General features: G+C 59.3%; 23 protein-coding genes. 7 read left to right on the forward strand and 16 right to left on the reverse strand.

The genetic code is table 11. The annotated features are described in order from the left end of the window. Nucleotides 1-4: 4 nt before the first annotated feature. The 6 genes from doeA to J5J10_RS02605 all read right to left on the reverse strand — a co-directional run bounded on the left by doeA (nt 5) and on the right by J5J10_RS02605 (nt 7800). Nucleotides 5-1183: an ectoine hydrolase DoeA gene (gene doeA, locus J5J10_RS02580; protein WP_211928710.1), complete on the reverse strand. Its 1179-nt coding sequence runs from the start codon at nt 1181-1183 to the stop codon at nt 5-7. Further along, nucleotides 1180-2193: an ectoine utilization protein EutC gene (gene eutC / locus J5J10_RS02585; RefSeq protein ID WP_211928711.1), complete on the reverse strand. Its 1014-nt coding sequence runs from the start codon at nt 2191-2193 to the stop codon at nt 1180-1182. Before eutC ends, doeA begins: the two co-directional genes overlap by 4 nt. Further along, the gene (gene eutB, locus J5J10_RS02590) at nt 2190-3209 is read right to left on the reverse strand and encodes a hydroxyectoine utilization dehydratase EutB (protein WP_211928712.1); all 1020 of its coding nucleotides are present in this window, start codon (nt 3207-3209) and stop codon (nt 2190-2192) included. Before eutB ends, eutC begins: the two co-directional genes overlap by 4 nt. Nucleotides 3210-3275: 66 nt before the next feature. Beyond that, nucleotides 3276-4724 carry a PLP-dependent aminotransferase family protein gene (locus J5J10_RS02595; protein ID WP_211928713.1) on the reverse strand — a complete coding sequence of 483 codons (1449 nt, stop codon included), beginning with the start codon at nt 4722-4724 and terminating at the stop codon, nt 3276-3278. A 179-nt stretch (nt 4725-4903) separates the two neighbouring features. Next, nucleotides 4904-6307, reverse strand: coding sequence for an aspartate aminotransferase family protein (locus J5J10_RS02600; protein ID WP_211928714.1), 1404 nt, complete (start codon nt 6305-6307; stop codon nt 4904-4906). A gap of 14 nt (nt 6308-6321) precedes the next feature. Further along, the gene (locus tag J5J10_RS02605) at nt 6322-7800 is read right to left on the reverse strand and encodes an NAD-dependent succinate-semialdehyde dehydrogenase (RefSeq protein ID WP_211928715.1); all 1479 of its coding nucleotides are present in this window, start codon (nt 7798-7800) and stop codon (nt 6322-6324) included. Nucleotides 7801-7920: 120 nt separating this feature from the next. On the opposite strand from J5J10_RS02605, the gene J5J10_RS02610 reads away from it, so the two are divergent. From J5J10_RS02610 to J5J10_RS02620, 3 genes are all read left to right on the forward strand, one after another. After that, the gene (locus J5J10_RS02610) at nt 7921-8388 is read left to right on the forward strand and encodes an Lrp/AsnC family transcriptional regulator (protein WP_208552593.1); all 468 of its coding nucleotides are present in this window, start codon (nt 7921-7923) and stop codon (nt 8386-8388) included. 347 nt (nt 8389-8735) lie between these two features. Next, the gene (locus J5J10_RS02615) at nt 8736-9845 is read left to right on the forward strand and encodes a PAS domain-containing protein (RefSeq protein WP_211928716.1); all 1110 of its coding nucleotides are present in this window, start codon (nt 8736-8738) and stop codon (nt 9843-9845) included. Between the two features lie 10 nt (nt 9846-9855). After that, nucleotides 9856-10281 (forward strand): response regulator, encoded by a 426-nt coding sequence (locus tag J5J10_RS02620; RefSeq protein ID WP_211928717.1) that lies wholly within the window; start codon nt 9856-9858, stop codon nt 10279-10281. Between the two features lie 97 nt (nt 10282-10378). Here J5J10_RS02620 and J5J10_RS02625 read toward each other — a convergent pair whose 3' ends face one another. The 5 genes from J5J10_RS02625 to J5J10_RS02645 form a co-directional block, all read right to left on the reverse strand. Then, entirely contained in the window at nt 10379-11389 is a 1011-nt protein-coding gene (locus tag J5J10_RS02625; RefSeq protein ID WP_211928718.1) for an ABC transporter permease, read from the reverse strand. A gap of 11 nt (nt 11390-11400) precedes the next feature. After that, nucleotides 11401-12906 carry a sugar ABC transporter ATP-binding protein gene (locus tag J5J10_RS02630; RefSeq protein ID WP_211928719.1) on the reverse strand — a complete coding sequence of 502 codons (1506 nt, stop codon included), beginning with the start codon at nt 12904-12906 and terminating at the stop codon, nt 11401-11403. Nucleotides 12907-12975: 69 nt separating this feature from the next. Next, a complete protein-coding gene (locus J5J10_RS02635) occupies nt 12976-13923 on the reverse strand; it encodes a sugar-binding protein (RefSeq protein WP_211928720.1) in 948 nt (315 codons plus the stop codon). 126 nt (nt 13924-14049) lie between these two features. Further along, nucleotides 14050-15042, reverse strand: a complete 993-nt coding sequence (locus tag J5J10_RS02640; protein WP_211928721.1) for a sugar-binding protein — start codon at nt 15040-15042, stop codon at nt 14050-14052. Between the two features lie 42 nt (nt 15043-15084). Beyond that, nucleotides 15085-16065, reverse strand: coding sequence for an NAD(P)-dependent oxidoreductase (locus J5J10_RS02645; RefSeq protein ID WP_211928722.1), 981 nt, complete (start codon nt 16063-16065; stop codon nt 15085-15087). Between the two features lie 147 nt (nt 16066-16212). On the opposite strand from J5J10_RS02645, the gene J5J10_RS02650 reads away from it, so the two are divergent. The 3 genes from J5J10_RS02650 to J5J10_RS02660 are packed head-to-tail and all read left to right on the forward strand — an operon-like array spanning nt 16213 to nt 19009. Next, a complete protein-coding gene (locus J5J10_RS02650) occupies nt 16213-16953 on the forward strand; it encodes an ATP-binding cassette domain-containing protein (protein WP_211928723.1) in 741 nt (246 codons plus the stop codon). Nucleotides 16954-16967: 14 nt separating this feature from the next. Then, nucleotides 16968-17957, forward strand: coding sequence for an ABC transporter permease (locus J5J10_RS02655; protein ID WP_211928724.1), 990 nt, complete (start codon nt 16968-16970; stop codon nt 17955-17957). Between the two features lie 50 nt (nt 17958-18007). Continuing rightward, nucleotides 18008-19009, forward strand: coding sequence for a LacI family DNA-binding transcriptional regulator (locus J5J10_RS02660; protein WP_249116656.1), 1002 nt, complete (start codon nt 18008-18010; stop codon nt 19007-19009). Nucleotides 19010-19154: 145 nt separating this feature from the next. Here the strand turns inward: J5J10_RS02660 and J5J10_RS02665 are convergent, their stop codons facing one another. The 5 genes from J5J10_RS02665 to J5J10_RS02685 form a co-directional block, all read right to left on the reverse strand. Next, nucleotides 19155-19742: a DJ-1/PfpI family protein gene (locus tag J5J10_RS02665; RefSeq protein ID WP_208552577.1), complete on the reverse strand. Its 588-nt coding sequence runs from the start codon at nt 19740-19742 to the stop codon at nt 19155-19157. Nucleotides 19743-19805: 63 nt separating this feature from the next. Further along, nucleotides 19806-20774 carry a substrate-binding domain-containing protein gene (locus J5J10_RS02670; RefSeq protein ID WP_208552575.1) on the reverse strand — a complete coding sequence of 323 codons (969 nt, stop codon included), beginning with the start codon at nt 20772-20774 and terminating at the stop codon, nt 19806-19808. A gap of 30 nt (nt 20775-20804) precedes the next feature. Further along, entirely contained in the window at nt 20805-21800 is a 996-nt protein-coding gene (locus tag J5J10_RS02675; RefSeq protein ID WP_208552574.1) for an ABC transporter permease, read from the reverse strand. Next, entirely contained in the window at nt 21766-23358 is a 1593-nt protein-coding gene (locus J5J10_RS02680) for a sugar ABC transporter ATP-binding protein (RefSeq protein ID WP_211928725.1), read from the reverse strand. The genes J5J10_RS02675 and J5J10_RS02680 overlap by 35 nt, the downstream gene beginning before the upstream one ends. Continuing rightward, complete coding sequence (locus tag J5J10_RS02685) at nt 23355-24041, reverse strand: GntR family transcriptional regulator (RefSeq protein ID WP_211928726.1); 687 nt, start codon at nt 24039-24041, stop codon at nt 23355-23357. The genes J5J10_RS02680 and J5J10_RS02685 overlap by 4 nt, the downstream gene beginning before the upstream one ends. Before the next feature lie 105 nt (nt 24042-24146). Here J5J10_RS02685 and J5J10_RS02690 point away from each other — a divergent pair, with 105 nt between their 5' ends. Continuing rightward, on the forward strand, nt 24147-25151 hold the full coding sequence (locus tag J5J10_RS02690; protein ID WP_211928727.1) for an Ldh family oxidoreductase: 1005 nt from the start codon (nt 24147-24149) through the stop codon (nt 25149-25151). Nucleotides 25152-25166 lie beyond the last annotated feature (15 nt).

Genomic DNA, 25166 nt, shown 5'->3' on the forward strand with positions numbered 1-25166 from the left:
GATGTCAGCCCTTCACGAACAGCTGCCGCGGAACATTCGAAAGGCATTCGACACCGCTCTCCGTAATCGCGATGCTCTCGGTGATCTCCAGCCCCATATCCTCCAACCAGAGGCCGGTCATGAAGTGGAAGGTCATGCCGGGCTTGAGCTCGGTTCTATCGCCGGGGCGCAGGCTCATGGTTCGTTCGCCCCAATCCGGCGGGTAGGAGAGGCCGATGGGGTAGCCGGTGCGATTGTCCTTGATGATCCCGTACTTTTTGAGCACGGCAAAGAAGGCGTTGGCGATGTCTTCGCAGGTGTTGCCGGGTCTGGCAGCCGCAAGTCCCGCCTCCATGCCTTCGAGGGTTGCCTTTTCGGCATCGAGAAAGGCCTGTGTCGGCTTGCCCAGAAAGACCGTACGGGAGAGGGGGCAATGGTAGCGTTTGTAGGCGCCGGCAATCTCGAAGAATGTCCCTTCGTCCAGACGCATGGGTTTGTCGTCCCATGTCAAATGGGGCGCAGAGGCATCGGCGCCGGACGGGAGGAGCGGCACGATGGCCGGGTAGTCTCCGCCGAATTCGGAAGTGCCGCGAATGCCGGCATCGTAGATCTCGGCAACCAGATCGCACTTGCGCATGCCGGGTTCCACGACATCGACAATCCGCTTGTGCATCAGTTCGACGATCTTGCCGGCCTTGCGCATGTAATCGAGCTCGGTCGGGCTCTTGACGGAGCGCTGCCAGTTGACGAGGCCGGATGCGTCCTTGAAGCGGGCATTTGGCAGGTGCTTTTGCAATGACGCGAAGGCTGCCGCCGAGAAGTAGTAGTTGTCCATCTCGACGCCGACCGTAAGGCTCGACCATTTGCGGTCGTCGATGATCTCCGACAGGAGATCCATCGGGTGACGCTCGGTCGACTGCACGTAGTGATCCGGGTAGCCGATGATGTTCGCATGATCGAGATAAGCGGTGCGCTTGGCGCCATTGGCGTCCTGCTTGCGGCCATACCAGATCGGTCCACCGCTCGGCGGAACGAGCACGCACTGGTGAACATAGAAGGACCAGCCGTCATATCCCGTCAGCCAATGCATGTTCGAAGGATCGGTGACAATTAAAAGATCGATTCCCTGTGCCTCCATGGCATGCCGGGTTTTCGAAAGGCGCTCGGCGTATTCCTCGCGCGTAAAGTTCAGCGTCACGCTCACGCGGCGTCTCCCTTGGCTATTTTGTTAACGATTGTCTGTCCGTATCCGGCATCCCGCGCCCGGCTGACGGCCAGATTGGCAATTGCGGTGTCCTGAACCCCCGTGCCCGTCAGGTCGGCGAAGGTGATTTCTTCGCCGCTCGTTCTGCCTGGCGCCTTTCCAGCGATGACCGCGCCGAGTTCGTCGAAGTGCTGGTGTGGGCTGACTGCAGCAGCCTCGATCGCGTGATGCAGTTCGCCCAGAAGGCGCGTCTGGCTGAGGCGGTCGGCGATGTATTTGGCCTTTGCAAAGACGGCTGGATCGATTTCGTTCTTGTGCTCAGCGTCGGATCCCATCGCCGTCAGATGCTGACCGGGTTCCAACCAGGCTGCCATCAGGACGGGCTTTTCGGCAGGCGTTGTCGTGACGATGACGTCCGCGTGTCTTACAGCTTCACGCGGGTCGGCGACTGCATCCACTTCAATCCCGTACTCCCTGGCAAGATCCGCTGCCAGTTTGCCTGCCTTTGCGCGATCGCGTGCCCATATGCGCGCTGATTTGACCGAGCGAACCAGCATCAGGGCCTGAAACTGCAGGCGTGCCTGCATGCCGGCACCGAAAATAGCCGCCACAGAAGCGTCGTGCCGCGAGAGATGCCGCGCGGCGACCGCTCCGGCCGCAGCGGTGCGCACGTCCGTGAGGTAGCCGTTGTCCAGCAGAAGCGCTTCCACCAAACCTGTTCTGGCGCTGAAGAGGATCATCAACCCATTGAGGCTGGGGAGACCAAGCTTCGGGTTGTCGAAGAAGCCGGGGCTGACCTTGATCGCAAAACCGTCGAAACCAGGGACATAGGCCGTCTTGACGTCGACCTCTCCGCGAAACTCGGGGATGTCGAGCCGCAGGATAGGTGGCATGGCCACGGCCTGGGTCGCAAGCGCCGCAAACGCCTGCTCGACACAATCGACCGCAGTGACGTCCAGTTGAACGACCGACCGGAGATCGCTTTCCGTCAGGATCGTGATGCGGCTCATGCCTCGGCTCCTTCCAAAATCCTTTGATGAAGCTTCGGATCGATATTCGCACCCGACACGATGACCGCAGTTGGACCTGGCAGCTTAACCTTCTTCGCCAGAATGGCCACGATGCCGACTGCCCCAGCACCTTCGACGGACAGACCTTCGTCATGCCAGGCATGGCGGATACCGGCTGCAATTTCGCTTTCAGTCAGGAGGACGATGTCATCGAGCAGATTGCGGCACAGCGCAAAGGTGACCTTATTCTTGAGACCAATCCCGCCGCCCAGGGAATCCGCGAGTGTTTCCTCTTCTCGAACCGCCACCGGCCGTCCGGCAGCGATGGATGCATTCATGGCGGCGCCGCGCTCCATGGAAATGCCGGTGAGGCGCACCTTTGGCTGCAATTCTTTGATCGCAACGGCAATTCCGCCGGCCAGACCGCCACCCGACAGCGGAACCAGCACGGCGTCGACATCCGGGATTTCCTCCAGGATTTCGAGACCGATCGTGCCCTGACCCGCGACAACGTCAACGTTGTCGAAAGGCGGAATGGCGGTCAGGCCTCGCTCCTCCACGAGGCGCTCGACCTCTTCCTGAGCGTCGTCCTGCGAGACACCGACGATCCGGACCTCCGCGCCAAGGGCGCGGATCGCATCGACCTTGTTGGCAGGAACGAGGGAAGACATGCAGATGGTTGCCGGCACGCCAAGCTCGCTCGCCGCATACGCGACCGCACGTCCGTGATTGCCGGTCGATGCCGTCACGAGGCCCCGTCGGCGGGATTTGTCGTCAAGAGCAAGAATGGCGTTCATAGCGCCGCGCAGCTTGAAAGCGCCGATAGGCTGACGGGTTTCGAGCTTCAGATGCACCGGTTGACCGGAAAGGTCGGAGAGGGAGCGGGAGTGAACGAGAGGGGTGCGGACGACGCGACCTTCAATTCTCTGCGACGCCCGTCGGACGTCCGCCAGGGTCACCGGCAGAATGTCCGTGTCAGTCAATCGGTGGAGGTTCTCGCTCTTCATGATTGTCATGTTGAGAGCGAAGTAAAATCATGTCAATTATTATATTGTAATGATTCAATCATTGTCTGATTCTCATCAGCCAATTGAGCCTATGTCGTAGACCGGCGGCAACTGTTCGAATGCCTGGCGAACGGTCGTCAATGCCTTGACAAGGCTGGCATCATTAAGACGCCCGCCGAGGCAAATGCGAATGCCGCCGCCGTGACCGGGTCCGGCGATGAAGGGCTCGGAGGGCGTGACTGCAACGTTCTGGTTGGCGAGCGAACGAACAAGGCTCTCTTCGGTCCAGTGAGGGGGAACCCTAAGCCAGGCGCAAAGCGAGAGCGGATGGCTGGAGGCGACATGATCCCCCAGGATATCCATTGCCACCTGCTGGCGCTTGCGCGCTTCTTCACGCTGGATTTCGACCAACCGCTTTGCCGTGCCGTTCTCGACCCAGCGCGTCGCGATCTCGCCGCTGAGATAGGTACCGCTCCAGCTCGTGACGCGCAGAATGGAGGCCGCCCGGATGGAATAGGCACGCGGCACGACCAGATAACCAACACGCACCCCTGTGAGGACGGCCTTGGTGAAGCTGGTGACAAAGAAGCCGAGATCGGGAATCATGTCCGTGATCGAAGGTAGATCCTCCTCGATCATCGGTCGATAGACTTCGTCCTCGACAACGAAAACACCATATCGTTCGGCGATCGCGGCGATCTCGCGCCGACGCTCCGCGCCCGCCACGTGGCCGGTCGGATTGTTCAGCGTCGGAATGAGCACCAGAGCCCTGACCCCGCCCGCCGCACAGGCGGCAGACAGCGCATCCGGCACGATACCTTCATCGTCGGTGGGCAACCCCTTGAGGCTGAAACCAAGGACGTTGGAAAGACCGATGATGCCGTGATCGGTCAAATTTTCGCAGAGGACGACGTCACCAGAACGTATGATGCAACTCAAGGCGAGGAAGATGCCGTGAGCCGCCCCGTTGGTGACAAGGATCCGTTCGGCATTGGCATCGACGTTCAGTGTTCGCAACCAGGTGCGGGCCGTTTCCCGATGACGATCAAGACCCGCGATGGGACGGCAGGGCCTCATGAATTCCGCATTGTCACCATCAGAAAGTTCGCGAAGGATGTCGCGCGACGCACTCTCGTGCGCGTCGAGATAGACACCGCGAATGATGGAAAGATCGAGCACCTCATTGGCGCTATGATCCAGCATCATGCGCCCGGCGCGATCTGTCACGCGCGCCTTTACGAAGGTACCGCGACCGATCTCGCCGCTGAGATAGCCGAGACGTTCAGCCTCCTTGTAGGACAGACTGACGGTTTGGACCGATAGCCCAAGATCGCGCGCCAGATCACGATGCGTCGGGAGACGGTCCATCGGCTTGAGAACACCCGCATCGATATCCGCGATAAGGCGCTCCGTCAGCGCGGCATGCTTCGTCTCGCCCTTTTGCTTGGCAAGAACAGGCCGCCAAACCACTGGCTTGGCGACGGTAAGGATATCGCGGATCGGAGGATTGGCTTCGCGGCGCATGAAATTGTCCCGTTCTACGGACGATAATTTCATGACATTATGCACGCTTCATATCAAAAGATGAAGCGATAAGCATCCTAAGCCGCAATTGCCTTACAAATAATCACAGCTACCGCTCTTCCACGGGGGGTATGCCACAGCAGACCGGGATTGGCATCCTCCGCCAGATTGGCACTGCGTCAGATGCTCTCCCCATCCCGCGCCAATTCGTCCATGACGGAGCGAACGGCAGATTCGGCGATGGCGACGATTTCGTCGACGTCCTCCTTCGTCGTGACAAGGGGAGGGGCAAAGCCCAGGATGTCGCCATGGGGCATGGCTCTTGCAATCAAACCGCGGCTGCGGGCTGCCTTCGAGACGCGCGCGCCAACCGTCAACGACGGGGCAAAACGCGTTTTCCTCTCACGGTCCGCGACGAACTCGATCGCGCCCATCAACCCGACGCCGCGAACCTCGCCGACGATGGGAAGCTGGGCAAACTTCTCCTTCAGTTGCGCCTGGAAATAAGCGCCGACCTCGCGGGCGTTGCCCGGGAGGTCTTCCTTTTCGACGATGTCGAGAACCGCATTCGCGGCCGCCGCGCCGATCGGATGACCGGAATAGGTGTAACCGTGCGAGAAGGCGCCGACGCGGTCGGCGCCATCCTCCATGACCTTGTAGACCTTCTCGCCGACGATTGCGCCAGAGAGAGGGAAGTAGGCCGATGTCAGGCCCTTGGCCACAGTGATGAGGTCCGGCTCGATTCCGTAGTGCTCCGATCCGAACATGGAGCCGGTGCGGCCGAAGCCGGTGATGACTTCATCAGCGATCAGAAGGATATCGTACTTCCGGAGAACTTTCTGGACTTCCTCCCAGTAACCCTCAGGCGGCGGCGTGATGCCACCGGTCCCCAAAACAGGTTCGACGATAAAGCCTCCGATCGTATCGGGGTCTTCACGCAGGATCAGCGCTTCAAGTTCGTCCGCGCGCCGTCTGGAGAATTCGAGTTCCGTCTCGCCCGCTTCGGCGCCCCAATAATGGTGCGGCGCGCCGGTATGAAGAATACCCGCTCGCGGCAGGTCCATGTGGTCGTGGTAAAAACTCATCCCGGTCATCGAGCCGGAGACGACACTGCAGCCGTGATAGCCGCGCTCGCGGGAGATGATCTTCTTCTTGTTCGGCTTGCCGCGAAGATTATTGTAGTACCAGACCAGCTTGGCCTGTGTCTCGTTCGCATCAGACCCAGACATGCCGTAGAAGACCTTGCTCATCTTTCCGGGCGCCATCTTGACCAGGCGGTCCGACAGGATTGCAAGTTCATCCGTCGTATGGGCGGCGTATGAGTGGTAGTAGGCAAGACGATAGGCCTGTCGAGAGATGGCCTCCGCGACCTCGGTCCGGCCATATCCGACGTTGACGCAATAAAGGCCTGCAAAACCATCGATCAGTTGGTTGCCGTGGGCATCCTGAATCCGGATGCCCTTGCCGGTCTCGACGATGGTGGGATCACCGATCTTGCCGCTGGCGAAATCCTTGAGATTTGTGAAGGGATGCAGGACGGCGTTCCGGTCCATCTCGGCGATTTGGGTCAGATTGACGTTCATGAGAGAAAATCCTTTCAAGCAGCAAGATTGCCGAAGCAGACGTATTTTGCTTCGAGATATTCCAGGAGGCCGTGACGAGAGCCTTCGCGACCGAGGCCAGATTGTTTCCACCCCCCGAAGGGTATCGGAGCGCCGGTGAATTTTGGCGTATTGACGGCCACCATGCCATATTCGAGCCTGTACGTGAGGCGCATGGCTCGTCCTAGATCATTGGTATAGAGATAAGCCGCCAGGCCCATTTCGGTATCGTTTGCGCGAGCAAGAACCTCCCGCTCGTCCTCGAAAGGCAATATCGCCGCGACGGGACCAAACGTTTCCTCCCTTGCGATCAACATGTCGTCGCTGACATCGGCCAGCACCGTCGGCATGACGAAACCGCCGCCCAAGGGACTGTCCTGGCCACCGCACACGAGGCGCGCTCCGGCCGACAGGGCCTGAGAAATCTGCTGCCGGCATTTTTCGGCAACAGAAGGGCGCGTCATCGGCCCGATGTCGACGCCAGGCTCAAGGCCATGACCGACTTTGAGTTCAGAAGTAGCGTTGGCGAAAGCGTCAACAAAACGCTCATAGAGTCCGCGCTGCACATAGATGCGGTTGGCCGCGAGGCAGTCCTGCCCCGACGTCGCGAACTTCGCACCGATGCAGCCTTTCACCGCTGACGTCAGGTCAGCATCGTCGAATAGAATGAAGGGCGCATGGCCGCCGAGTTCAAGCGAGGCTTTCTTTATCGTCGCGGCCGACTGGGTCAGCAGAATTCGTCCAACCTCGGTGGAGCCGGTGAAGGAGAAAGCCCGCACTTGCGTGTGCTCCAGCAGACGACCTGCAAGCGGCGCGGCCTCGCCGGTCAAAACCTGGAACACGCCTGCCGGCATGCCGGCTTCCTCGGCGAGTTTCGCTAGGGCAAGGGCAGAGAGTGGTGTTTCGGGCGCCGGCTTGACGATCATGGTGCAGCCGGCGGCAAGCGCCGCGCCAGCCTTGCGGGTGATCATCGCGGAGGGGAAATTCCATGGCGTAATCGCGACCGTGACACCCACCGGCTGCATCTGCACGGCGATCCGCCCACCGGGCAGGTGGCTCGGAAGCGTTTCGCCGTAGGCACGCTCACCCTCGGCGGCGAACCAATCGAGGAAATTTGCGGCATACGAAATCTCGCCTTCGGACTCCGCCAGCGGTTTTCCCTGTTCCGCGGTCATGATGACGGCTAGGTCTCGTGCGTGGTCACGCATCAGCTTCGCCCAGGCGCGCAAAATCCGGCCGCGTTCCACGGGTAGAATGTCGCGCCACTCCAGGAACGCTCGTCCAGCAGCCTCGACTGCACCATCGGCATCTTCGACCGAACAGGCCGCGACGTCGAGAAGATTTTCTCCAGTTGCGGGGTCGGTGACGCATATCATGTTGCCCCGCTCAATCCAGGTCCCATTGAGAAAGGCCCGGCGCTCGAGCAGATCGGGCCGCCGCAAGGACTTGAGCGCGGTGCTGGCGATACCTTTCATACGTCACTCCTCTTATCATTTACCGCAGTCTAGCGGCTGGGAGCAATCATTTGACTGCGAATGGAATTGAATCTATGCAGAAATCAGTCTTAGATTCACTCTTTTGCGCAGTATTTCTGCATGACCACCCTTGATCGAGCCGACCGGGCGTTACTTGATGCCGTCCAGAAAAACAATCGCCTCACGTCGGAAGAACTTGCTCGGCTGGTCAATCTCTCGCCAACCGCCTGCCAACGACGACTGAAGCGCTTGCGCGAGGAGGGGGTGATAGAAGCCGACGTCGCGATCGTGTCGCCCAAGGCCGTCGGACGCGGGATCACGATGATCGTTCTGGTGTCACTGGAGCGCGAACGCGCCGACATCGTTGATCGGTTCAAGGCAGCGATACGGAGCACGAAGGAAGTTATGATCGGCTACTATGTCACCGGCGACGCCGACTTCATCCTTGTGATCACGGCAAAGGACATGGAGGACTACGAAGCCTTCACTCGTCGGTTCTTCTACGAAAACCACGATATCAAGGGTTTCAAGACCATGGTTGTTATGGATCGCGTAAAGGCAGGTTTCTCCTTTCCGATCGGCGACTAGGGGGACACGACTTTGATTGGAGCATTAGCAAAGGCGTTGTCGCACTTCATCATTGAACTCGCCCCCGCTACACGTAATGATTTCATAATATGTATTATGGAACCATTTCGAAGTTCTCATTTGTCACCCACGGCAGCAGTGATCTCCAAACTACGGAGATCCGGCCGGAGCTGGCGCGGCTGGTCTTCATTGTGTGATAACCTGCATCCAACGTGCCCCGCGTTCCGCGCCCCGAACACCCTTCTTCACTTGGTTTTAAGCACTACATGCGTTGACCAATAACCAGGAGCGAACGGGAACAAAGATTGACCTGGCCCATTCTTACGAAGCTGCATTTGGGGCAACAGATGGCTGAAAACAACACTTCCAGACGAGATGCTCGGACGGCCGGACAGCGGCTGGTGTCCAGTCACGCGTCTGAAGACCCGTTTGCAGCTGCCTTCAAGGCAACGCGAATGCCCATGTTGATCACCGACCCGCATCAGGCTGACAACCCCATCATCTTCTGCAACAGGGCCTTTTGCGATCTCACCGGTTACACCTCTGAAGAACTTGTCGGCGAAAACTGCCGGCTGTTGCAGGGACCGGAGACGGATCGGCGGGCCGTGGATAAGCTTCGTGACGCGATCGCGGCGGAACGCGACATAGCGGTGGATATCCTCAACTACAGAAAAGACGGGTCAAAATTCTGGAATGCACTTTTCGTCAGCCCTGTTCGCGATGAGGCCGGCGATGTGATCTATTTCTTCGCGTCACAACTCGACTTCACCAACATAAAAAGCAAGGAGGCCGAGCTTGCGCGGGCACGCCACCTTGCTGAGGAGGAAGTGGCCTTGAGAACGGCGGCGCTATCGGAAGCGCTGAAGGCGAAGACAAGCCTTGTTCACGAGGTCGATCATCGCGTGAAAAACAATCTCCTCACGATCGCCTCCATCGTGAAGCTCCAGGCACGGATGACGCGCAGCGACGTAGTCGAGCGCACGCTCATGTCAGTCCTCAACAGGGTTGAAGCGCTGAGCACTGTTCAACGCAAGCTGCTCAATGACGAGGACGTTGGCCATTTCGACGTCGCGGATTTCGCCAAGACGCTGGTGATGGATGTCGTGGGGGCACTCAAGCGGACGGATATCGTAATGACCACGGATTTGCATGAAGTGGTGGTCCCCGCAACGAAGGCTTCTCCCCTCGCGCTGATTGTAAACGAGCTCATAGGAGACGCGGTTCGGCGAGGTTTGAGTGACGGCGGTGGCCAAATTCACGTGGAGGTCAGACGTCTCAATGGACACTTCCTGATACGCGTCGTTGACACCGTCACCCCCGTAAAGGTTGACGAGGAGGAGGACGCCTTCAGCCGGAAGATGCTTGAGGCCTGCGTAACCCAGCTGAAGGCGACACTCGAACGCAAGGTGGAAGGACATTCCACGGATGTGCGTGTGACCCTGCTCGTCAAAGATTAAGGAAGAAACAGTGAGAGTCTTGATTATAGAGGACGAAATGCTGCTGGCGATGGAGCTCGAAAGCGAAATCGATGCGGCGGGTCACGACGTGGTGGGCATTGCAGCCGATAGCAAGAGTGCTCTGGAGATGATAAACGCCTCCACGCCCGATTTCGCCTTCGTCGACATCACGCTGCGCGACGGTCCCTCCGGCATCGATGTTGGTCGTCAGCTGTCCAAGCGCGGCATTCCCTACGTTTTCGTGTCCGGAAATCTGAAACGAATACCGGAGGATTTCGCCGGGGCATTGGGCGCAATCGAAAAGCCCTACACGATGAACGGCCTTAACAACGCCCTCGCCTTTATCGAAAGCTATGTGGGGGGCACCGCTGCCAACAGAGAGCCTCCGCCAAGCCTGGTTATGCCTCCGGACAACTATACCGAAAATGGCGCGTAATTCCGCACGCAAAGAGCACAGTGTAACGCGGCCAGCCGGGTTCATGCGCTTTGCCTGACGGGAGAACCCGGTCGAGCCACATTCTTTAATCAAGGCATCAAGCGGATATGCCCGATGGTGCGGCACTGTTCTCCGTCAACGCCGACCGGGCGGTCGCCTGGCGACGTCTTTCGCGATAGCTTCGAAACTGGGTATCGGCAATCACACCAAAGAGGATCACTGTCCCCATCACCGCGAAATTAAGGGATGATGGGATACCCAGCAGATTTACGAGGTTCTGCAGCATCTGCAGGAGAACCACGCCCAGAACAACGCCAATAATCGAGCCCTCGCCGCCGCGCAGTGAGAATCCACCGAGCACGGCGGCAGCTATGCCATAGAGTTCATAGAAGTTTCCATGCGAGGACGGCTGCACGGACTTCGTGTACATGGCGAAAAACACGGCGGAGACGCCGGTCAGGAACATGCAAAGCACATAGGCGGTCACGATGACCCTTTTCGTGTTTATTCCGGAGTAGCGAGCCGCCTCCTCGTTCTTGCCCACTGCCAAGAGGTGGCGGCCGAACACGGTGCGATGCAGGAGCACCCAGGCGGCGACGGCGAATATGCCGAAGGCGATGACGGAATGCGGTACCCCGGCGCTGCGCCCGACAAACACATAGTCGAGCATAGGAAGGTCGGTTCCAAATGTGAACCCGGCGGTCCCATCCTTCGTGTAAAAGCGGGCAATGCCCCGATAGATGAGAAGCCCGCACAACGTGACGACGAAGGGTTGGAGCTTCAGCCGGGTGATGAGCCAGCCGTGCAGAAGGCCGATGACGATCGACAACGCCAGCACGATGACAAGCGCGATCGGCCAGGGAACGCCATGCGACGCGATCAGATCGATGAAGATCACGCCGAGCAAGGCGATGACCGAGCCGATGGAAAGCTCAATCCCGGCCGTGACGATGACGAAGGCCTCGGCGATCGAGAAGAGACCAAAGAGCCCGATAAGGTTGGCGGTGTTTGCCAGATTGATCGGCGACAGAAACCTGGGATTGACGAGAGCGACGACCGCCCCGACGGTGATGACGAGCAGGCCGAGGCCGATGTCCTTCTTCTGCATCTGATGCCCCTTCATTCCACGGCTAGCTTGAGAATGGCTTCTTCGGAGAGGTTGTCGCGATCCAGTGTCCCGACGATCCTGCCACGGCACATGACCGCGACCCTGCTCGATATCCCGATGATTTCCTCCATGTCGGACGAGATCATCAAAATCGCGACGCCCTGCTCTGCGAGGTCGCGCATCAGCAGATAGACCTCGGCCTTGGCGCCGACATCGATCCCGCGCGTTGGCTCGTCGAGGATAACGAGACCAGGCTGCATCGCCAGCCACTTCGCAAGGACCACCTTTTGTTGATTGCCGCCGGATAGTTCTCCCGCCGGTCGGTCGAGACGACGCGCCTTGATCGACAGTCGCCTCTTGAACCCTTCAGCAAGGGCCTGCTCTTCCCGACGGTCGACGAAACCCCTTCGCGAAACGGCGAAGAGGTTCGGCATGACGACGTTTTCGGAGATCGAGAAGTCGAGGAAGAGCCCTTCTCTTTTCCGGTCCTCCGGAACGAGACAAATCCCCGCTCCGATGGCGTCGGGAACAGACCCTGGAGCAACGGGTTTGCCGTTTACCTCGACAACACCCGCCTCTGGTGCCGCGATACCGAAGATAGTCCTTGCAAGCTCGGTTCTTCCGGCACCGATGAGGCCGGCGAGACCAACGATCTCCCCTGCCCGCACCACGAGATCAACCTCCGCCTCTGGATACGTTCGGGTCCTCAAACCTTTTGCACAAAGCACGACAGGCCCCTTCTCCAGATTGGGCCTCTCGTAGAACTGCTTGATGTCGCGTCCGATCATCAGGCGAACCATCGCGTCCCTGTCGATGGCGTCACGAGGCAATTCCCCGGCGTTTTTTCCGTCGCGAAGAGCAACGACCCGATCGGCAACCTGCTCCACTTCCGATAGGCGATGGGTGATGAAGAGGACGGCGACCCCGTCGTCACGAAGCCTGCGGACAACACCCAGCAGGCGTTGAGTTTCAGAAAGTGTAAGGCTCGACGTTGGCTCATCAAGAATGAGGAGCCGGACATTGATCGAAAGCGCCTTGGCGATCTCCAGCAATTGAAGATCGGCGAGCGACAGTTCGTCCACTGCTGTGGAGGGCGAGAACCGCGCGCCGAGCAGCTCGAGCAACGGTTGAACCCTGTGTTCCATGGCGCTCTGGTCGATGAGACCGAACGGGCGTTTACGTATCTCGCGACCAAGCAGAATATTGCCGGCAACGTCGAGATTGGTCAGTGGATTGAGCTCCTGATGAACGAAAGCGATCCCGTAACCGGCAGCGTCCGCTGGCGTAAGCCCAGATAGCCTGCGGTCATCGATCACGATTTCCCCTTCGTCCGGGTTTATGGCGCCCCCCAAGACCTTCATCAGGGTGGACTTGCCAGCACCATTTTCTCCAATCAGCGCGACAACCTCGCCACCTTTTATCGAAAGGGAGACGGAGTTAAGCGCGACTACCCCCGGATAGATCTTGGTTATGCCGAGCAGGTCGAGCTTGATCGGCGTATCTGGTCGATGATCCATACGCACCCCCGTTTCACACAAGCGACCTGCGTGGCTTTGCGTCCACGCAGGCCCGGACTTTACACGGGGTCAGCCGCCGACACGTTCCTTCAGCTGCTTTTCGAACGCATCGACGTTCGCCTTGTCGATAACCTGCGTCGGAACGATGATCAGACCATCGGCCGGTATCTGGGACTTGTCGCCCTTGAGGTAGGCCGCCATCAGTTTCATCCCCTGATAGCCCCACTGATAAGGGTCCTGCACGACTGTCCCGGCAAACGATCCCTCGCGGACGGCGCCGAGAGTGATCGGGTCCTCGTCGAAGGCTATCACCGTGATCGCGCCGAGCTTGCCGGCAGCCTGCAACGCCTCGTAGATCTTTGGCGGATTGTACGAGTAGAAGCCGACCATGCAGTCAATCTCGGGGTTTGCTGCGAGCACGTCATCGACATTCGAGCGGGCGCGGGCAAAATCGACATCGTCGCCGCGGACATCGACGAGTTCGATGCCCTTGCCTTCAACGGCCTTGCGGAAGCCGTCGATACGTTCCTTGGCGTTATCGGCCCCGAGGAAACCGACGAAGCCCATGCATTTCCCACCATTGGGCAGGGCCTTGACGGCGATTTCACCGGCCTGGACCCCCGCCAATGTATTCGAGGAGCCAAGATAGGCGATGCGTCTTGACTGAGGTGCGTCGCTGTCGGTGGTGAAGAGCGGCACCTGTGCGGCGATCCGGTTGAACGCGTCAACCGAACTCTTCGGATCGACGGACGAGATCATGATGGCATCGGTGCCCGCCGCAACGAGATCGTCCATCAGCGCGTTCTGGAGCGCAGCCGTGCCTTGCGCCGGATAGCGGAACTGCAGATCGAAATCAGGAAGCTCCGCCTGCGCCGCTTTGACGCCTGCCTCCGCAAGCTTCCAGAAATCCGATGCCGCGTTGACGACGAACGCAAGTGCCTGTTTTTCCTGAGCCAGGACTGGTGTCGTGGCCATGGCCATAATGGCCGCGAGCGCCGTGATTGAAAGTCGTTTCATATGTTCCTCCCGCAGCCCTCTCATCAGGGCCGCCTTTGTTTCAAGGGAAATCCGGAGACCGTCTCGGCCATCCGGAGGACGCTACTGGTTGGGACGGGGAAGAGGGTCGCTTCTCCCCCGCATCCGTTAATTGTCCTTGCAGAAGCCCGGATCTTCCGTGTTGCAGACGTCGAGGCCGGTAAACAACGGGTCCTCAACGCTCTCCCCCTTGATCAACTGGATCATTACGTCGGGCGCTTTGTAGCCCATTTCGAACGGTCGCTGACCGACCTGAGCGTGACTGCGTCCTTCGCGGAAGGCCTGGGTCTGGGGCGGCAGCGTGTCGCCGGCGACGATGATCAGATCCCTCGACTTCAACTTGTCCATCACCTGGTCAGTGACCTGGGTGTAGGCCTGTGGGGCGAACTGGGCCCAGCCACCGACGAGAATGAAGGCATCGAGATCGGGGTTGGCAGTAAAGACGTCGGACATCTGCTGGTTTGCAAGGTCAGCCTGGTCATTCGTGTAGACCGGGCAACCCTCGATTTCCGTCCAACCGTTCTGGCCCGTCAGACGTTCGATATCCTTGGCGCCCGCGATCGTGTCGCGAAAGCCCTGTGCACGGGCATTGATGTTGGCGGCCGCCACGTTGCCGAGCTGCAGGCAGACCGAGCCGCCCTCCGCCTTGAGCTTCTTGGCCTCCTCAGCCATCTTCACGCCCATAAGATAGTTGTCGGTGCCGAGATACGTTTTTCGGAGATCGTGGTCCTTCTCCAGGAAGTCAGCATCGACCGTCATCACTGGCACGGTCGGGGCGATTTCGCGGATCCGGTTGGCCATGGCCGGTGCGTTCGAGGGCGATATGGCGATAGCAGCAACGCCGCGGGTAAGCAGATCATCGACGATCTGAACCTCGCCAGCCTCATCGGCTGACGAGGCAGGGCCGGTGTAGAGGCATTCGTATTCGCTGTCCGGATTTTCGGACAGCCATTTCTTGCAGCCAAGATTGATCTGCTCGAAGAACGGGTTGTCGAGTCCCTTGACGACGATGGCAAGGGTCTTCTTCTCCTGCGCGACCGTCTCGCCGGCCAGAAGCATGAGAACCGGTAGTGCAGTGAATGCCAAATATTTGAATTTCATTGCCTTTCTCCTCCTCCAAGTCTCCGGCGAAAGCCCTCCTGCTCAGCCGGGATACCAAACGATGCGCGGATCATCCTCGGCGCGTCGATAACTCCATGCCCGATCAACAAGGCCTGCGAGGTCGATCTCGGGTTCCCAACCGAGCACCTTGCGAGCCTTGGAGTTGTCGAGCCAGTTGCTGTGAAACGGGGTGTCGATTTCGGATGGCACTAACCCTCCGGCCCGACGGACAAGCTCCGCCGCCGTGCCGTAGTCGACAGGTTCGTTCATGGCGATATTGAAAAGCTGGCCGAAGGCGCTCTCGTTGTCGATGCTCGTCAGGATCGCGCGAACCAGATCGTCGACGTGAATGAAATTGCGACGGAGAGGCCGCCCCTCCGCGTCTCGCATTGTCGGAAAAGCTCGCCGGTCTCGCATCTGTTCGAGCTGCCGCGCGCCGACCAGGCTGTCCCACGGCGGGCCTCCGAATTGGGCATCGGAGAGATCGAACGCATATCGGAAATCATCCTTCTCCATGATCCAGGGCGCCCGAAGCGTGGTCCAGTTGAGCCCATACTGGATACCGAATTGCTCGAGCATCACCTCTTCCAGGACCTTCGTGAGAGCGTAGCTGCCCTCATAAGCTCGGCGAGGCGATTGCTCGGTAATAGGATCGGCGTATTTCTGGAAGATGTGACCGACGACGCAGTCGCCACTCAGCAGGATGAACTGCCTGGCATCAGCGATCCGTCGAAAACGTTCGAGCAGCAGAAAAAGCCCCTTCAGTGCCACATCGATCACATGATCCGGGCTCTCCTTCACCGCGGCAAGGTGGAGAACGTGCGTGACCCCTTCCAGAGCCCGCGACACGACCTGAGGATCGGCAATCGATCCCTGCACGACCGACAATCTTTCAGAAGGCTCCACGAGACGGTTGTGGCAGAGCGCCACCATCTCCCAGCTCGAAAATCGCTGCTCGGTAAGGAATGCGGGCAGGAAGGCCTGGCCCACCTTTCCGGAAGCACCTGTCACAAGCAGCTTCATTTCTTCCTCCCTCCACATTCATCATTGAAGCAATTAATATTTAGTAATAATATTAAGTCAAGACGCGATTAATAGGATTGGGCCGCTCTGGTGAAAGACGGACGCCACAAATTGCGTCTGCTCGGGAGGAAAAACGGGAGGTGCGCGGTGACGCGATTAAGACTTAATGGAATTTCAAAGCATTATGGCGCCATACAAGCTCTTCAGGGGGTGTCTCTGTCGATCGAACCCGGAGAGGTTCTCGGTCTGATGGGAGACAATGGAGCCGGAAAGAGCACGCTCGTGAAGATCATCGCCGGCAATTTTCCGCCGTCTGCGGGCGAACTACGGATCGATGACCAACCAGTCGTGTTTCACAATCCACGCGACGCTCAGCGGGAAGGGATAGAGGTCGTCTACCAGGACCTGGCGCTCTGTAACAACCTGACCGCGGCATCCAATGTTTTTCTCGGCCGCGAACCCGTGAAGCGGATCGGTCCGTTCGGCTATGTTAATTACGCGCACATGAACCGGGTTGCCGCAGAGCTCTTCCGCCGCCTGAAGTCGGAGACGCGCCCTCGCGATCTCGTCCGCCGCATGTCGGGAGGCCAAAGACAGGCGGTGGCGATTGCCCGGACGCTGCTGTCCGAACCGAAGATCGTGATGATGGACGAGCCAACGGCTGCGATATCGGTGCGGCAAGTGGCAGAGGTCCTCGATGTCATTCGTCGTCTGAGAGACCACGGCATCAGCGTCATCTTGATCAGCCACCGCATGCCCGATGTCTTTGGCGTCTCTGACAGGATCGCCGTTCTTCGACGTGGCGAACTGGTGGCCAACAAGAAGGCCGATCAGTCGTCACCTGAAGAAGTCACCGGTCTCATTACCGGCGCGATCGAAACAGCGTGAGGGAGGAAGAACCGATGACCACACTCGACGATGTCATTTCACGAACCGAGCACAAGAACTGGCTGTCAAGGATCACAGGCCTGCAGTCGTTCTGGGTATTTATCGCGGCCGTAGCCGCCTGCATTGCGCTGACTCTGCTCACTGACTCGTTCGCGAGCGAGAGAAATCTGTTCAACGTCGCGCGCAACTTCGCCTTTGTGGCAATCATAGCAATCGGGATGACCGCCGTGATCGCCTCTGGCGGCATCGACCTGTCGGTCGGATCGAGCGTCGTACTCAGTGCCATGATCATTAGCATCACCATGGCCGCTGGCGCCCCGTTCTGGCTGGCAGTACCGCTGGCGCTTGGTGCCGCGCTCCTCGTTGGGCTGCTGAACGGACTGCTCGTCGCCTATGCCGGCATGCCACCATTCGTGGTCACGTTAGGGACCTTGTCGGCTGCCCGCTCGCTGGCCATGGTCCTTTCCGACAACAAGATGATCTGGGACTTCGGCCCCGATCATGATCTCCTGCTTTGGGCCGGCGGCGGATCCACGATAGGCATTCCTCATCCCCTGTTCGTGCTTGCGGCACTGACGGTGGTGATGTCATGCATCTTCAAGTGGACACGCTGGGGACAGCACCTCTTCGCGATCGGCGGCAACGAGAACGCGGCCCTCCTGACGGGAATACCGGTGCGGCAAATGAAAGTCAGCATCTACATGTTCTCCGCCTTCACTGCGGGGCTTGCGGGAATTCTGATGGCAGGCTGGCTGGGCAGCGTGACGACCAACCTCGGTCAGTCGATGGAGTTGACGGTGATTGCGGCGGCTGTCATCGGTGGCGCAAACCTCGCCGGCGGCGAAGGCAATGCGCTCGGTGCCGTGATCGGAGCATTGTTGATAGAGGTCATTCGCAACTCCCTGATCCTGCTCGGCATCTCGACATTCTGGCAAGGAATGTTCATAGGTACCTTCATTGTGGTCGCCGTCGCATTCGATCGCGTCCGGCACTTCAGATCCTGAAGGGCCGGAGCGTAGCGCCGGAAATCATGGTGCTCGCCAGGGAGAATGCGTTGAAACCGACAATGATGGATGTTGCCGCGCTTGCGCGCGTATCGCAGGCGACTGTCTCTCTCATTCTCAATGGCAGTTCAGGTGCACGCTTCAGCGAAGCCACAAGGAAGCGCGTTCTTGATGCGGCACAAGAGCTCGGCTACCGCCTGTCCAACCGATCGGCGGCGGCCCCTGCAAATTCCAGTACCAAGGTGGTCGTTTTCGTCGTCGACGAGTTGACCACGGATCCCTGGATGTCGATGGCCTTCGAAGGCGCGCGGGAAAAGGCGCTGGAACTCGGCATCATGGTCACTCTCGGGGTCTTCCGGAAGGACGAGGACCCTGAGGGAGGCATCTTCTCCGTTTGCGAAAGTCAGTCCCTGCTCGGGTATATCTTCGGGACTATTCTGACGCGGAAAATCGATCCGCCCGAGCCTCTTTTCAAGGTCCCGTCCGTACTGGTCAATTGCTACGACCACGAGCGGCGCCTTCCGTCGATCGTCCCCGGAGACGTTGCGGGAGGAAGAGCAGCGGCGGAACGATTGATCGCCTCCGGCTGCCGGCGCATCGCGCTGATCAACGGCCAGGAAGGCCTCGATAATCCACGCGACCGGTTGCGTGGCTACAAGCAGGCGCTAGCCAGCAACGACCTTGCCTATGATCCGGAACTCGTCCACTACGGCAACTGGGAACCATCGTCGGGCTACGAAAAGACGCATGCATTGATGAAGTTGCCGAACCCGCCGGACGGCATTTTCTGTGCCAACGACCTGATGGCGCTCGGCTGCATCGAGGCGCTCAAGGAGCTCGGCAAGTCGATCCCGACCGACGTCGCGGTCGTGGGCTTCGACAATCGCGACATCGCCCAGTTCACCATGCCGCCACTGACGACCTTCCATCTTCCGATGTTCGAGATGGGATCGATGGCCGTCGAAATGCTGGCAGACATTGCCGGCGGCCTGAACAGCTCGCATGATCAGCTGAAAGTCGAGTGCCGGCTTGTCGAACGCCAGTCGGCATGAATTCGAATATCGGGCCGTGAAAAGCTATTCCGAGCAGGATAGCTCCGGAGTCTGCGGCTCTAGACGGCACATGGATCGCCAACGTTCCCGGATAGAAAATGCCCCCACGTGGACACATGGGGGCATATGCAACTGGAAGATCGCCTCAGGTGTGCGTTATCTTCGTGCCCAGAACGTTCAGGCACTCGCGCATGAAGGCGGCAAGCCCTGTCCAACCCTTGGCAGAAACCATGTTCCCGTCGACATAGGCTTCGGTCGGTTTCACATCGATATAGACCCCGCCAACCGCCGTCACTTCCGGCTCGCAGGCGCCGAGGCCGGCGACTTTCTTGCCCTTAAGCACGCCCGGCACCGCCATAAGTATCTGCACACCGTGGCAGATGGTAAAAATCGGTTTGCCGGTGTCATGGAAGTGACGAACCATGTCTTGAATGCGCTTGTCGGTTCGGATGTATTCCGGGCCACGCCCACCGGCCGCGTAGACGGCATCGTATTCCTCGACGCGCACCTCTGAAAACGTCTTGTTGATATCGGCATAGTGGCCAAGCTTTTCAGTGTAGGTCTGATCGCCCTCGAAATCATGCAGTGACGTCTTTATCCGGTCCCCCGCCTTCTTGTCAGGGCAAACGACGTGAACGGTATGTCCGACCGCCTCCATCCCCTGCTGAAATACGTAGATTTCATATTCTTCGGTGAATTCGCCGGTCAGCATGAGGATCTTCTTGCCGCTCATGTCACATCTCCTATGGTCTTGAACTGGATGCGGCGCCCGGCCAGGACCGGGCGCCATTTGAAATCAAAAGGGGGAGTCCGGGAAGTAGAACTGGTCGGCATTTTCAGGCGTGATCAGCGGAGCACCAAGCAGGAAGGATCCCCGCATGGGCGCCTGCCCCGCGAACTGCGCCGCCGTCATGTAGACTGCAGACTTGATCATTGATGGCGGATAGGGTGTGGAAACGGGCGTGCGCTCGTTTCCTTCCTTCACCATCTCGATAACCTGTTTCATCCCGTTTCCGCCGAGCGCATACTTGATGTCTGTCCGGCCCGCATTGTCGACCGCCTCAAGAACGCCGAGCAACATGTCATCGTCGTTCGCCCACACCGCGTCGATCTTCGGATACTTGGCGAGATAGTCCTGCATCAGGCTGAAAGCCTCGTCCTGATTCCAGTTGGCATACTGGATATCGAGAATTTTGATGTTGGACTTTGCGATGACGTCCGAAAAGCCCTTGATACGCTCGTCGTCGATGACCGTCGGGATGCCACGCAACACGACGATCTCACCCTCGCCTCCAAGCTTGTCGACGAGCCAGTGAGCAGTGTTGGCGCCCACGGCGATGTTATCGCCGGCTACATAGAGATCCTGCACGCTCGGATCCGTGAGGCCACGGTCCACCACTGAAATGAAGGTGCCGTTCTGCTTGATCTGCTCGACGGGGCCTGTGAGTTCCTCCGATGTGAACGGAAGAATGACAAGTGCATCGAGCTTGCGGCTCGCCGCGAGATCCTCGAGCGCGGAAACCTGGGCGGGCGCGGACGACGCGGTCGAAAGAACGACATCGATGTTCGGATAGGCCGCCTCGACTTCCTTCTCCGCCTGCTCTGCGTGATAGACGACGCCACCCGTCCATCCGTGCGTTGCTGCCGGTATGGATACAGCGATCGTGACATTCCTGTCCTGAGCCGAGGCGCCTCCCAACGCAACGGTCAAGACCATGACGGTCGTGGACATCAAAAGTCCTGTTTTCTGGATAATCGACTTCATTTTCTCCTCCTTTTGAAGTCTGTGCTGTTTTCAGCGGTTGGCAGTGAAACGGTGCGCCAGCATGGCGATGATGATGATTGCGCCTTGGACGGCGGCTACCAGGTATTCCGAGACCATGTCCGACAGGACCATGACATTGGCGATGACCTCGAGAATCAGCGCGCCGGCAATCGTCCCCCCGATGCGACCGCGTCCGCCGCGCAAAAGAGTGCCGCCGATCACCACGGCAGTGATCACCTGAAGTTCCCAAAGCTGACCTGTCGTGGGGGTAGCGGCGCCAAGGCGTGGCACATAGCAGATCGCGGCGATCGCGACGCAAAATCCCTGAATGACGTAGGCCATGGTGCGCACGGCAGCGACGTTGACACCTGAGAACCGCGCAACCTCGACATTGGACCCTGTCGATGTCAGACGTCGGCCATACTTGGTCTTGTAGAGAAGAAAGGCGCCCGCCAAGACAACGACGAAGGTGATGAGCACCGGATAAGGAATCCCGAACACGCTCCCGAAATACACGGGCCGGTACGCTTCCCGCAGTCCGCGGTCGATAGGCAGGGAGCCGCCATCCGTCATGAAGGTGATGAAGGCGCGGAAGATGCCCATGGTCCCTAGCGTGACGATGAAAGGCTCGATCCGACCGAGGGTGACGATCAGACCGTTGAACAGACCGCACAGGCAACCGACGACAATGGCGACGCCTGCGCCCATCGGAATTGCCAGGTTCCCGAAACTGGGCGCCAGATAGTTCATCGTCATGATCATGATGCCGGTGACGAATGCCATCATCGAGCCGACGGAAAGATCGAGGCCGCCGGAGGAGATCACAAATGTTGCGCCGACGGCGATGATCGCAATGAAGGCACTGCGCGTGATCACGTTGATCAGGTTCGCCGATGCGATAAAATTGGAATTCACCAGAGCGCCGAACAGCACGATCAACGCTAGCGCTATAAAAGGCGCGAGATCAGCCCATCGAATTCGTGGTCCCTCGTCAACCGTCGCGGCGGCGATTGTCGCTGTGTTCATGTCTGTCCTCCTCAACATGCGCCAATCCGCCCGTGGTCGCGGCGTAGACGACGTTCTCCTCATTGATCTCGTCACCGATAAGCTCGGCAACGATCCTCCCTGCGCGCATCACGAGAACCCTGTCGGCAAGACCGACGAGTTCCTGCATTTCAGACGAGATGACGATGCAGGCCTTGCCGGCACGCACCATCGCGTCGATGAAGTCGTAGATCTGGCTCTTGTTTCCGATGTCGATGCCACGCGTCGGCTCATCAATGATGACCACCGACGGATCGGCCATCATCACCTTGGCCAGAAGCAGTTTCTGCTGGTTTCCTCCCGACAGCTTCCCTGCTTCCAGCGACAATGAGCGAACACGGATGTCGTAGCCGTCCACTGCGGCCCGAAGTCGTGCGAGCTCGCCCTTCCGATCGAGGTAAGGGCTCGGATTCACCTCATCCAGCGCCTGCAATGTCAGATTGGGCGCGAGCTTTTCGTCAAGCAGCAACCCTTTGCCCTTACGGTCCTCGGTAAGGTAGACGAGGCCGGATTTCATGAGACTTTGCACGGACCTGTCACCGACGGCCGCGCCGTTGAGCTCGACGCTGACGGCCGTTGACGGGCGAAGGCCCATCAATCCCTCCATCAATTCGGTACGGCCGGCGCCGATCATGCCGCCGATGCCGAGGACTTCCCCGGGGCGGACACTGAACGAGCAGGTCTCCGAACCGTGATCGACGGCAAGGTCGCTGACAGCAAGGATAGGCTCCGCTGTCGGCACCGGCCGCTTGTGCGGATAGAGCATTTCAAGCTTTCGACCGACCATGAGTTCGGCCATTTCGCGCTGCCCAAGATCAGCTGCCGGCCAGGTACCGACCATTTGTCCGTCACGGAGCACCGTGATCCGGTCGGCGAGTGCCTGAACCTCGTCGAGGCGATGGGAGATATAGAGAACGGCAACGCCGTTTGCTCGTAGGCTTCGGACGATATCGAGAAGCGCCGTGACCTCGTCATTTGCCAAAACGGCCGTCGGCTCGTCGAGGATAATGATCTTGTGATCGTTCAGAAGTGCGCGGGCGATTTGCACCAGTTGCCGCTGCGCCAGCGGCAGGTCGCCGACCCGGTCACGCGGCCTGGCGACGGAGCCCACCCGGGAGAGCAATTCGGCGGTCCGGGCATTCATCGCCCGATCGTTCACCATCAGCCCGGTCCCGAGCTCCCGACCGAGAAACAGGTTTTGCGTGACGGTCAGATGAGGGGCAAGGAGGATTTCCTGGTGGACGAGGACGACCCCCGCCTCCTCAGCTTCCACGGCATTGCGAAAAGACACCGGTTCGCCTGCCATCAGGAGCCGTCCCGCGGTCGGCTGGACATGGCCCGACAGGAGTTTCATCAGCGTGGACTTGCCCGCGCCGTTTTCACCAATGATCGCATGCACTTCCCCGGCGCGGACGTCCAGGGTGACATCCGTCAGGACGGTGATCGGCCCATAGGTCTTTCCGATAGCCTCAGCTCTCAACGCGACCGCGAGAGGAGCGAGCGGCTGACCGGCGACGTTTCTCGAGAGAGCCGCGTTCATTCGAAGGCCGAAAGCAGTCGATCGCGAGAACGCTCGATATGGATACGCATGGCGTCGAATGCCGCCTGCGGATCCCTCGCTCGAAAAGCCGCGAGCAGATTTTCATGTTCCTCCAGCGCCTCCTGCGTGACACGCGTATGGAACATGAGACGGAAGATATGAAGGTGAACGTGCTGGTTGGACAGCACGCTGCGGATCACTTCGTTTCCACCGATCTTGAGAATGGCATCGTGAAACTGCGCATCGGCGCGGGCAAAGCGCGAATAACGCGTGTTGCGATCGACCGGCGCTTCGCCGTTGCCCATGTCCGCAGCCGAAGTTTCGAGCCGCTCGAGCGCCTCGGGCGTCATGTTGACGGCCGCAAGGCGCGCACCTTCCGGCTCCACCAGAAGACGAAAGGCATAGAGGTCCTCGAATTGTTTCCGGGTCCAAAGCGGTGCGGCGCTGTAGCCGATAAGGTGCTCCTTGCGCACCAGACCTTCGCGCTCCAATCGGCTCAACGCCTCGCGAACCGGCGTTTGCGACACATTGAGTTCGCGAGCCAGCACATCGATCGGAATCCGCGCACCGGGCGCGATCTCCAGCGACATCAGGCGGTGATAGATGCTGTCGTAAACTCCGTCGACGACGCTGCTGGGTCGTGCAATCGCCGACCTGCCTTCCCGTTCAACCGCAATCACCACGTTCGCATTCTCCCGAAACAGCGCCTTGACAGAGATGCATTCCTTGCAAATAAGATATCGTATGTCAAATACAATATCGTATACGATCCGATATAGGATTTCGAAATGAGGCTTCCCGTCACTCGCCTGAGAGATCTCGCGACCAACCTTCTGGAGGCAAAAGGCGTATCGATTGCCAACGCGCGCCTCCAGGCGGAGGTGTTGATCGAGGCGGAACTGAAAGGTGCGCCATCACACGGCCTGCTGAGATTGCCGCTTATCCTTTCGCGGCTTGAAAAGGGTCTGTCCGACGGGACCGTTAAGGGCCGCGGCACTTGGCGTGGAAAGTCGTTTCTTGCGATCGACGGCGACCGGGGGTTGGGCCCGGTCGTCATGATGCATGCGATCGACGCTTTGCAACACGCGGTCGACCAGAACGGAATCGCAATTGCAGCAATCCGCAATGCCAACCACATCGGCATGCTCGCCTACTACGCGGAGGCGGCAGCCAGAGACGAGAAAATTGCTATCGTCATGTCCACGAGCGAGGCGCTCGTCCACCCGTTTGGTGGAACACGAGCGATGCTGGGCACAAATCCCATCGCCATCGGTATCCCCATGGATGACAGACCTTTTGTGCTGGATTTGGCAACGAGCGTGGTTTCCATGGGAAAGATTCATAGTCATGCCTTGCGTAATGAGCCGATCCCCGAAGGCTGGGCGGTGGATACCGCCGGTCGACCGACGACGGATCCGAAGGCCGCGAAAGCTGGGGCCATTGGCCCGTTCGGCGGCGCGAAGGGTTATGGATTGGGCCTCGCGGTCGAGTTGCTGGTGGCGATGCTGGCCGGCTCGGACATCGCGCCCGACGTACGCGGGACGCTCGACGACCTTCATGCCGCCAACAAGGGCGACCTCGTGATCTTGATCGACAAAGCTGCCGGTGCGGGCAGCGTACCGGCGGTTTCGGCTTATCTGGAACGCTTGCGGACTTCACGACCGGCGGATCCGGCACGTCCCGTCGCGATTCCAGGTGACGGAGCGCGCGATCGCAGGGCTACGGCGGAGGGCATCGGGATCGAATTGCCCCAACCGCTTCTGGAACAACTCTTGGCCCTTGAGGCCGCCTAAACAATAATCGGAGGA

Origin of the sequence: Ciceribacter sp. L1K23 (genome assembly GCF_018122705.1) — a bacterium.
Classification (GTDB): Bacteria; Pseudomonadota; Alphaproteobacteria; order Rhizobiales; family Rhizobiaceae; genus Allorhizobium.

Excerpts from the sequence above, each read along its gene's own strand:
- J5J10_RS02625 (WP_211928718.1), bottom strand. The coding sequence starts at position 11,389 with ATGCAGAAGAAGGACATCGGCCTCGGCCTGCTCGTCATCACCGTCGGG.
- J5J10_RS02630 (WP_211928719.1), bottom strand. The coding sequence starts at position 12,906 with ATGGATCATCGACCAGATACGCCGATCAAGCTCGACCTGCTCGGCATA.
- J5J10_RS02615 (WP_211928716.1), top strand. The coding sequence starts at position 8,736 with ATGGCTGAAAACAACACTTCCAGACGAGATGCTCGGACGGCCGGACAG.
- J5J10_RS02670 (WP_208552575.1), bottom strand. The coding sequence starts at position 20,774 with ATGAAGTCGATTATCCAGAAAACAGGACTTTTGATGTCCACGACCGTC.
- J5J10_RS02635 (WP_211928720.1), bottom strand. The coding sequence starts at position 13,923 with ATGAAACGACTTTCAATCACGGCGCTCGCGGCCATTATGGCCATGGCC.
- J5J10_RS02595 (WP_211928713.1), bottom strand. The coding sequence starts at position 4,724 with ATGCGCCGCGAAGCCAATCCTCCGATCCGCGATATCCTTACCGTCGCC.
- J5J10_RS02680 (WP_211928725.1), bottom strand. The coding sequence starts at position 23,358 with ATGAACGCGGCTCTCTCGAGAAACGTCGCCGGTCAGCCGCTCGCTCCT.
- J5J10_RS02610 (WP_208552593.1), top strand. The coding sequence starts at position 7,921 with ATGACCACCCTTGATCGAGCCGACCGGGCGTTACTTGATGCCGTCCAG.
- eutB (WP_211928712.1), bottom strand. The coding sequence starts at position 3,209 with ATGACAATCATGAAGAGCGAGAACCTCCACCGATTGACTGACACGGAC.
- J5J10_RS02655 (WP_211928724.1), top strand. The coding sequence starts at position 16,968 with ATGACCACACTCGACGATGTCATTTCACGAACCGAGCACAAGAACTGG.
- J5J10_RS02645 (WP_211928722.1), bottom strand. The coding sequence starts at position 16,065 with ATGAAGCTGCTTGTGACAGGTGCTTCCGGAAAGGTGGGCCAGGCCTTC.
- eutC (WP_211928711.1), bottom strand. The coding sequence starts at position 2,193 with ATGAGCCGCATCACGATCCTGACGGAAAGCGATCTCCGGTCGGTCGTT.
- J5J10_RS02640 (WP_211928721.1), bottom strand. The coding sequence starts at position 15,042 with ATGAAATTCAAATATTTGGCATTCACTGCACTACCGGTTCTCATGCTT.
- J5J10_RS02675 (WP_208552574.1), bottom strand. The coding sequence starts at position 21,800 with ATGAACACAGCGACAATCGCCGCCGCGACGGTTGACGAGGGACCACGA.
- J5J10_RS02600 (WP_211928714.1), bottom strand. The coding sequence starts at position 6,307 with ATGAACGTCAATCTGACCCAAATCGCCGAGATGGACCGGAACGCCGTC.
- J5J10_RS02690 (WP_211928727.1), top strand. The coding sequence starts at position 24,147 with ATGAGGCTTCCCGTCACTCGCCTGAGAGATCTCGCGACCAACCTTCTG.
- J5J10_RS02665 (WP_208552577.1), bottom strand. The coding sequence starts at position 19,742 with ATGAGCGGCAAGAAGATCCTCATGCTGACCGGCGAATTCACCGAAGAA.
- J5J10_RS02605 (WP_211928715.1), bottom strand. The coding sequence starts at position 7,800 with ATGAAAGGTATCGCCAGCACCGCGCTCAAGTCCTTGCGGCGGCCCGAT.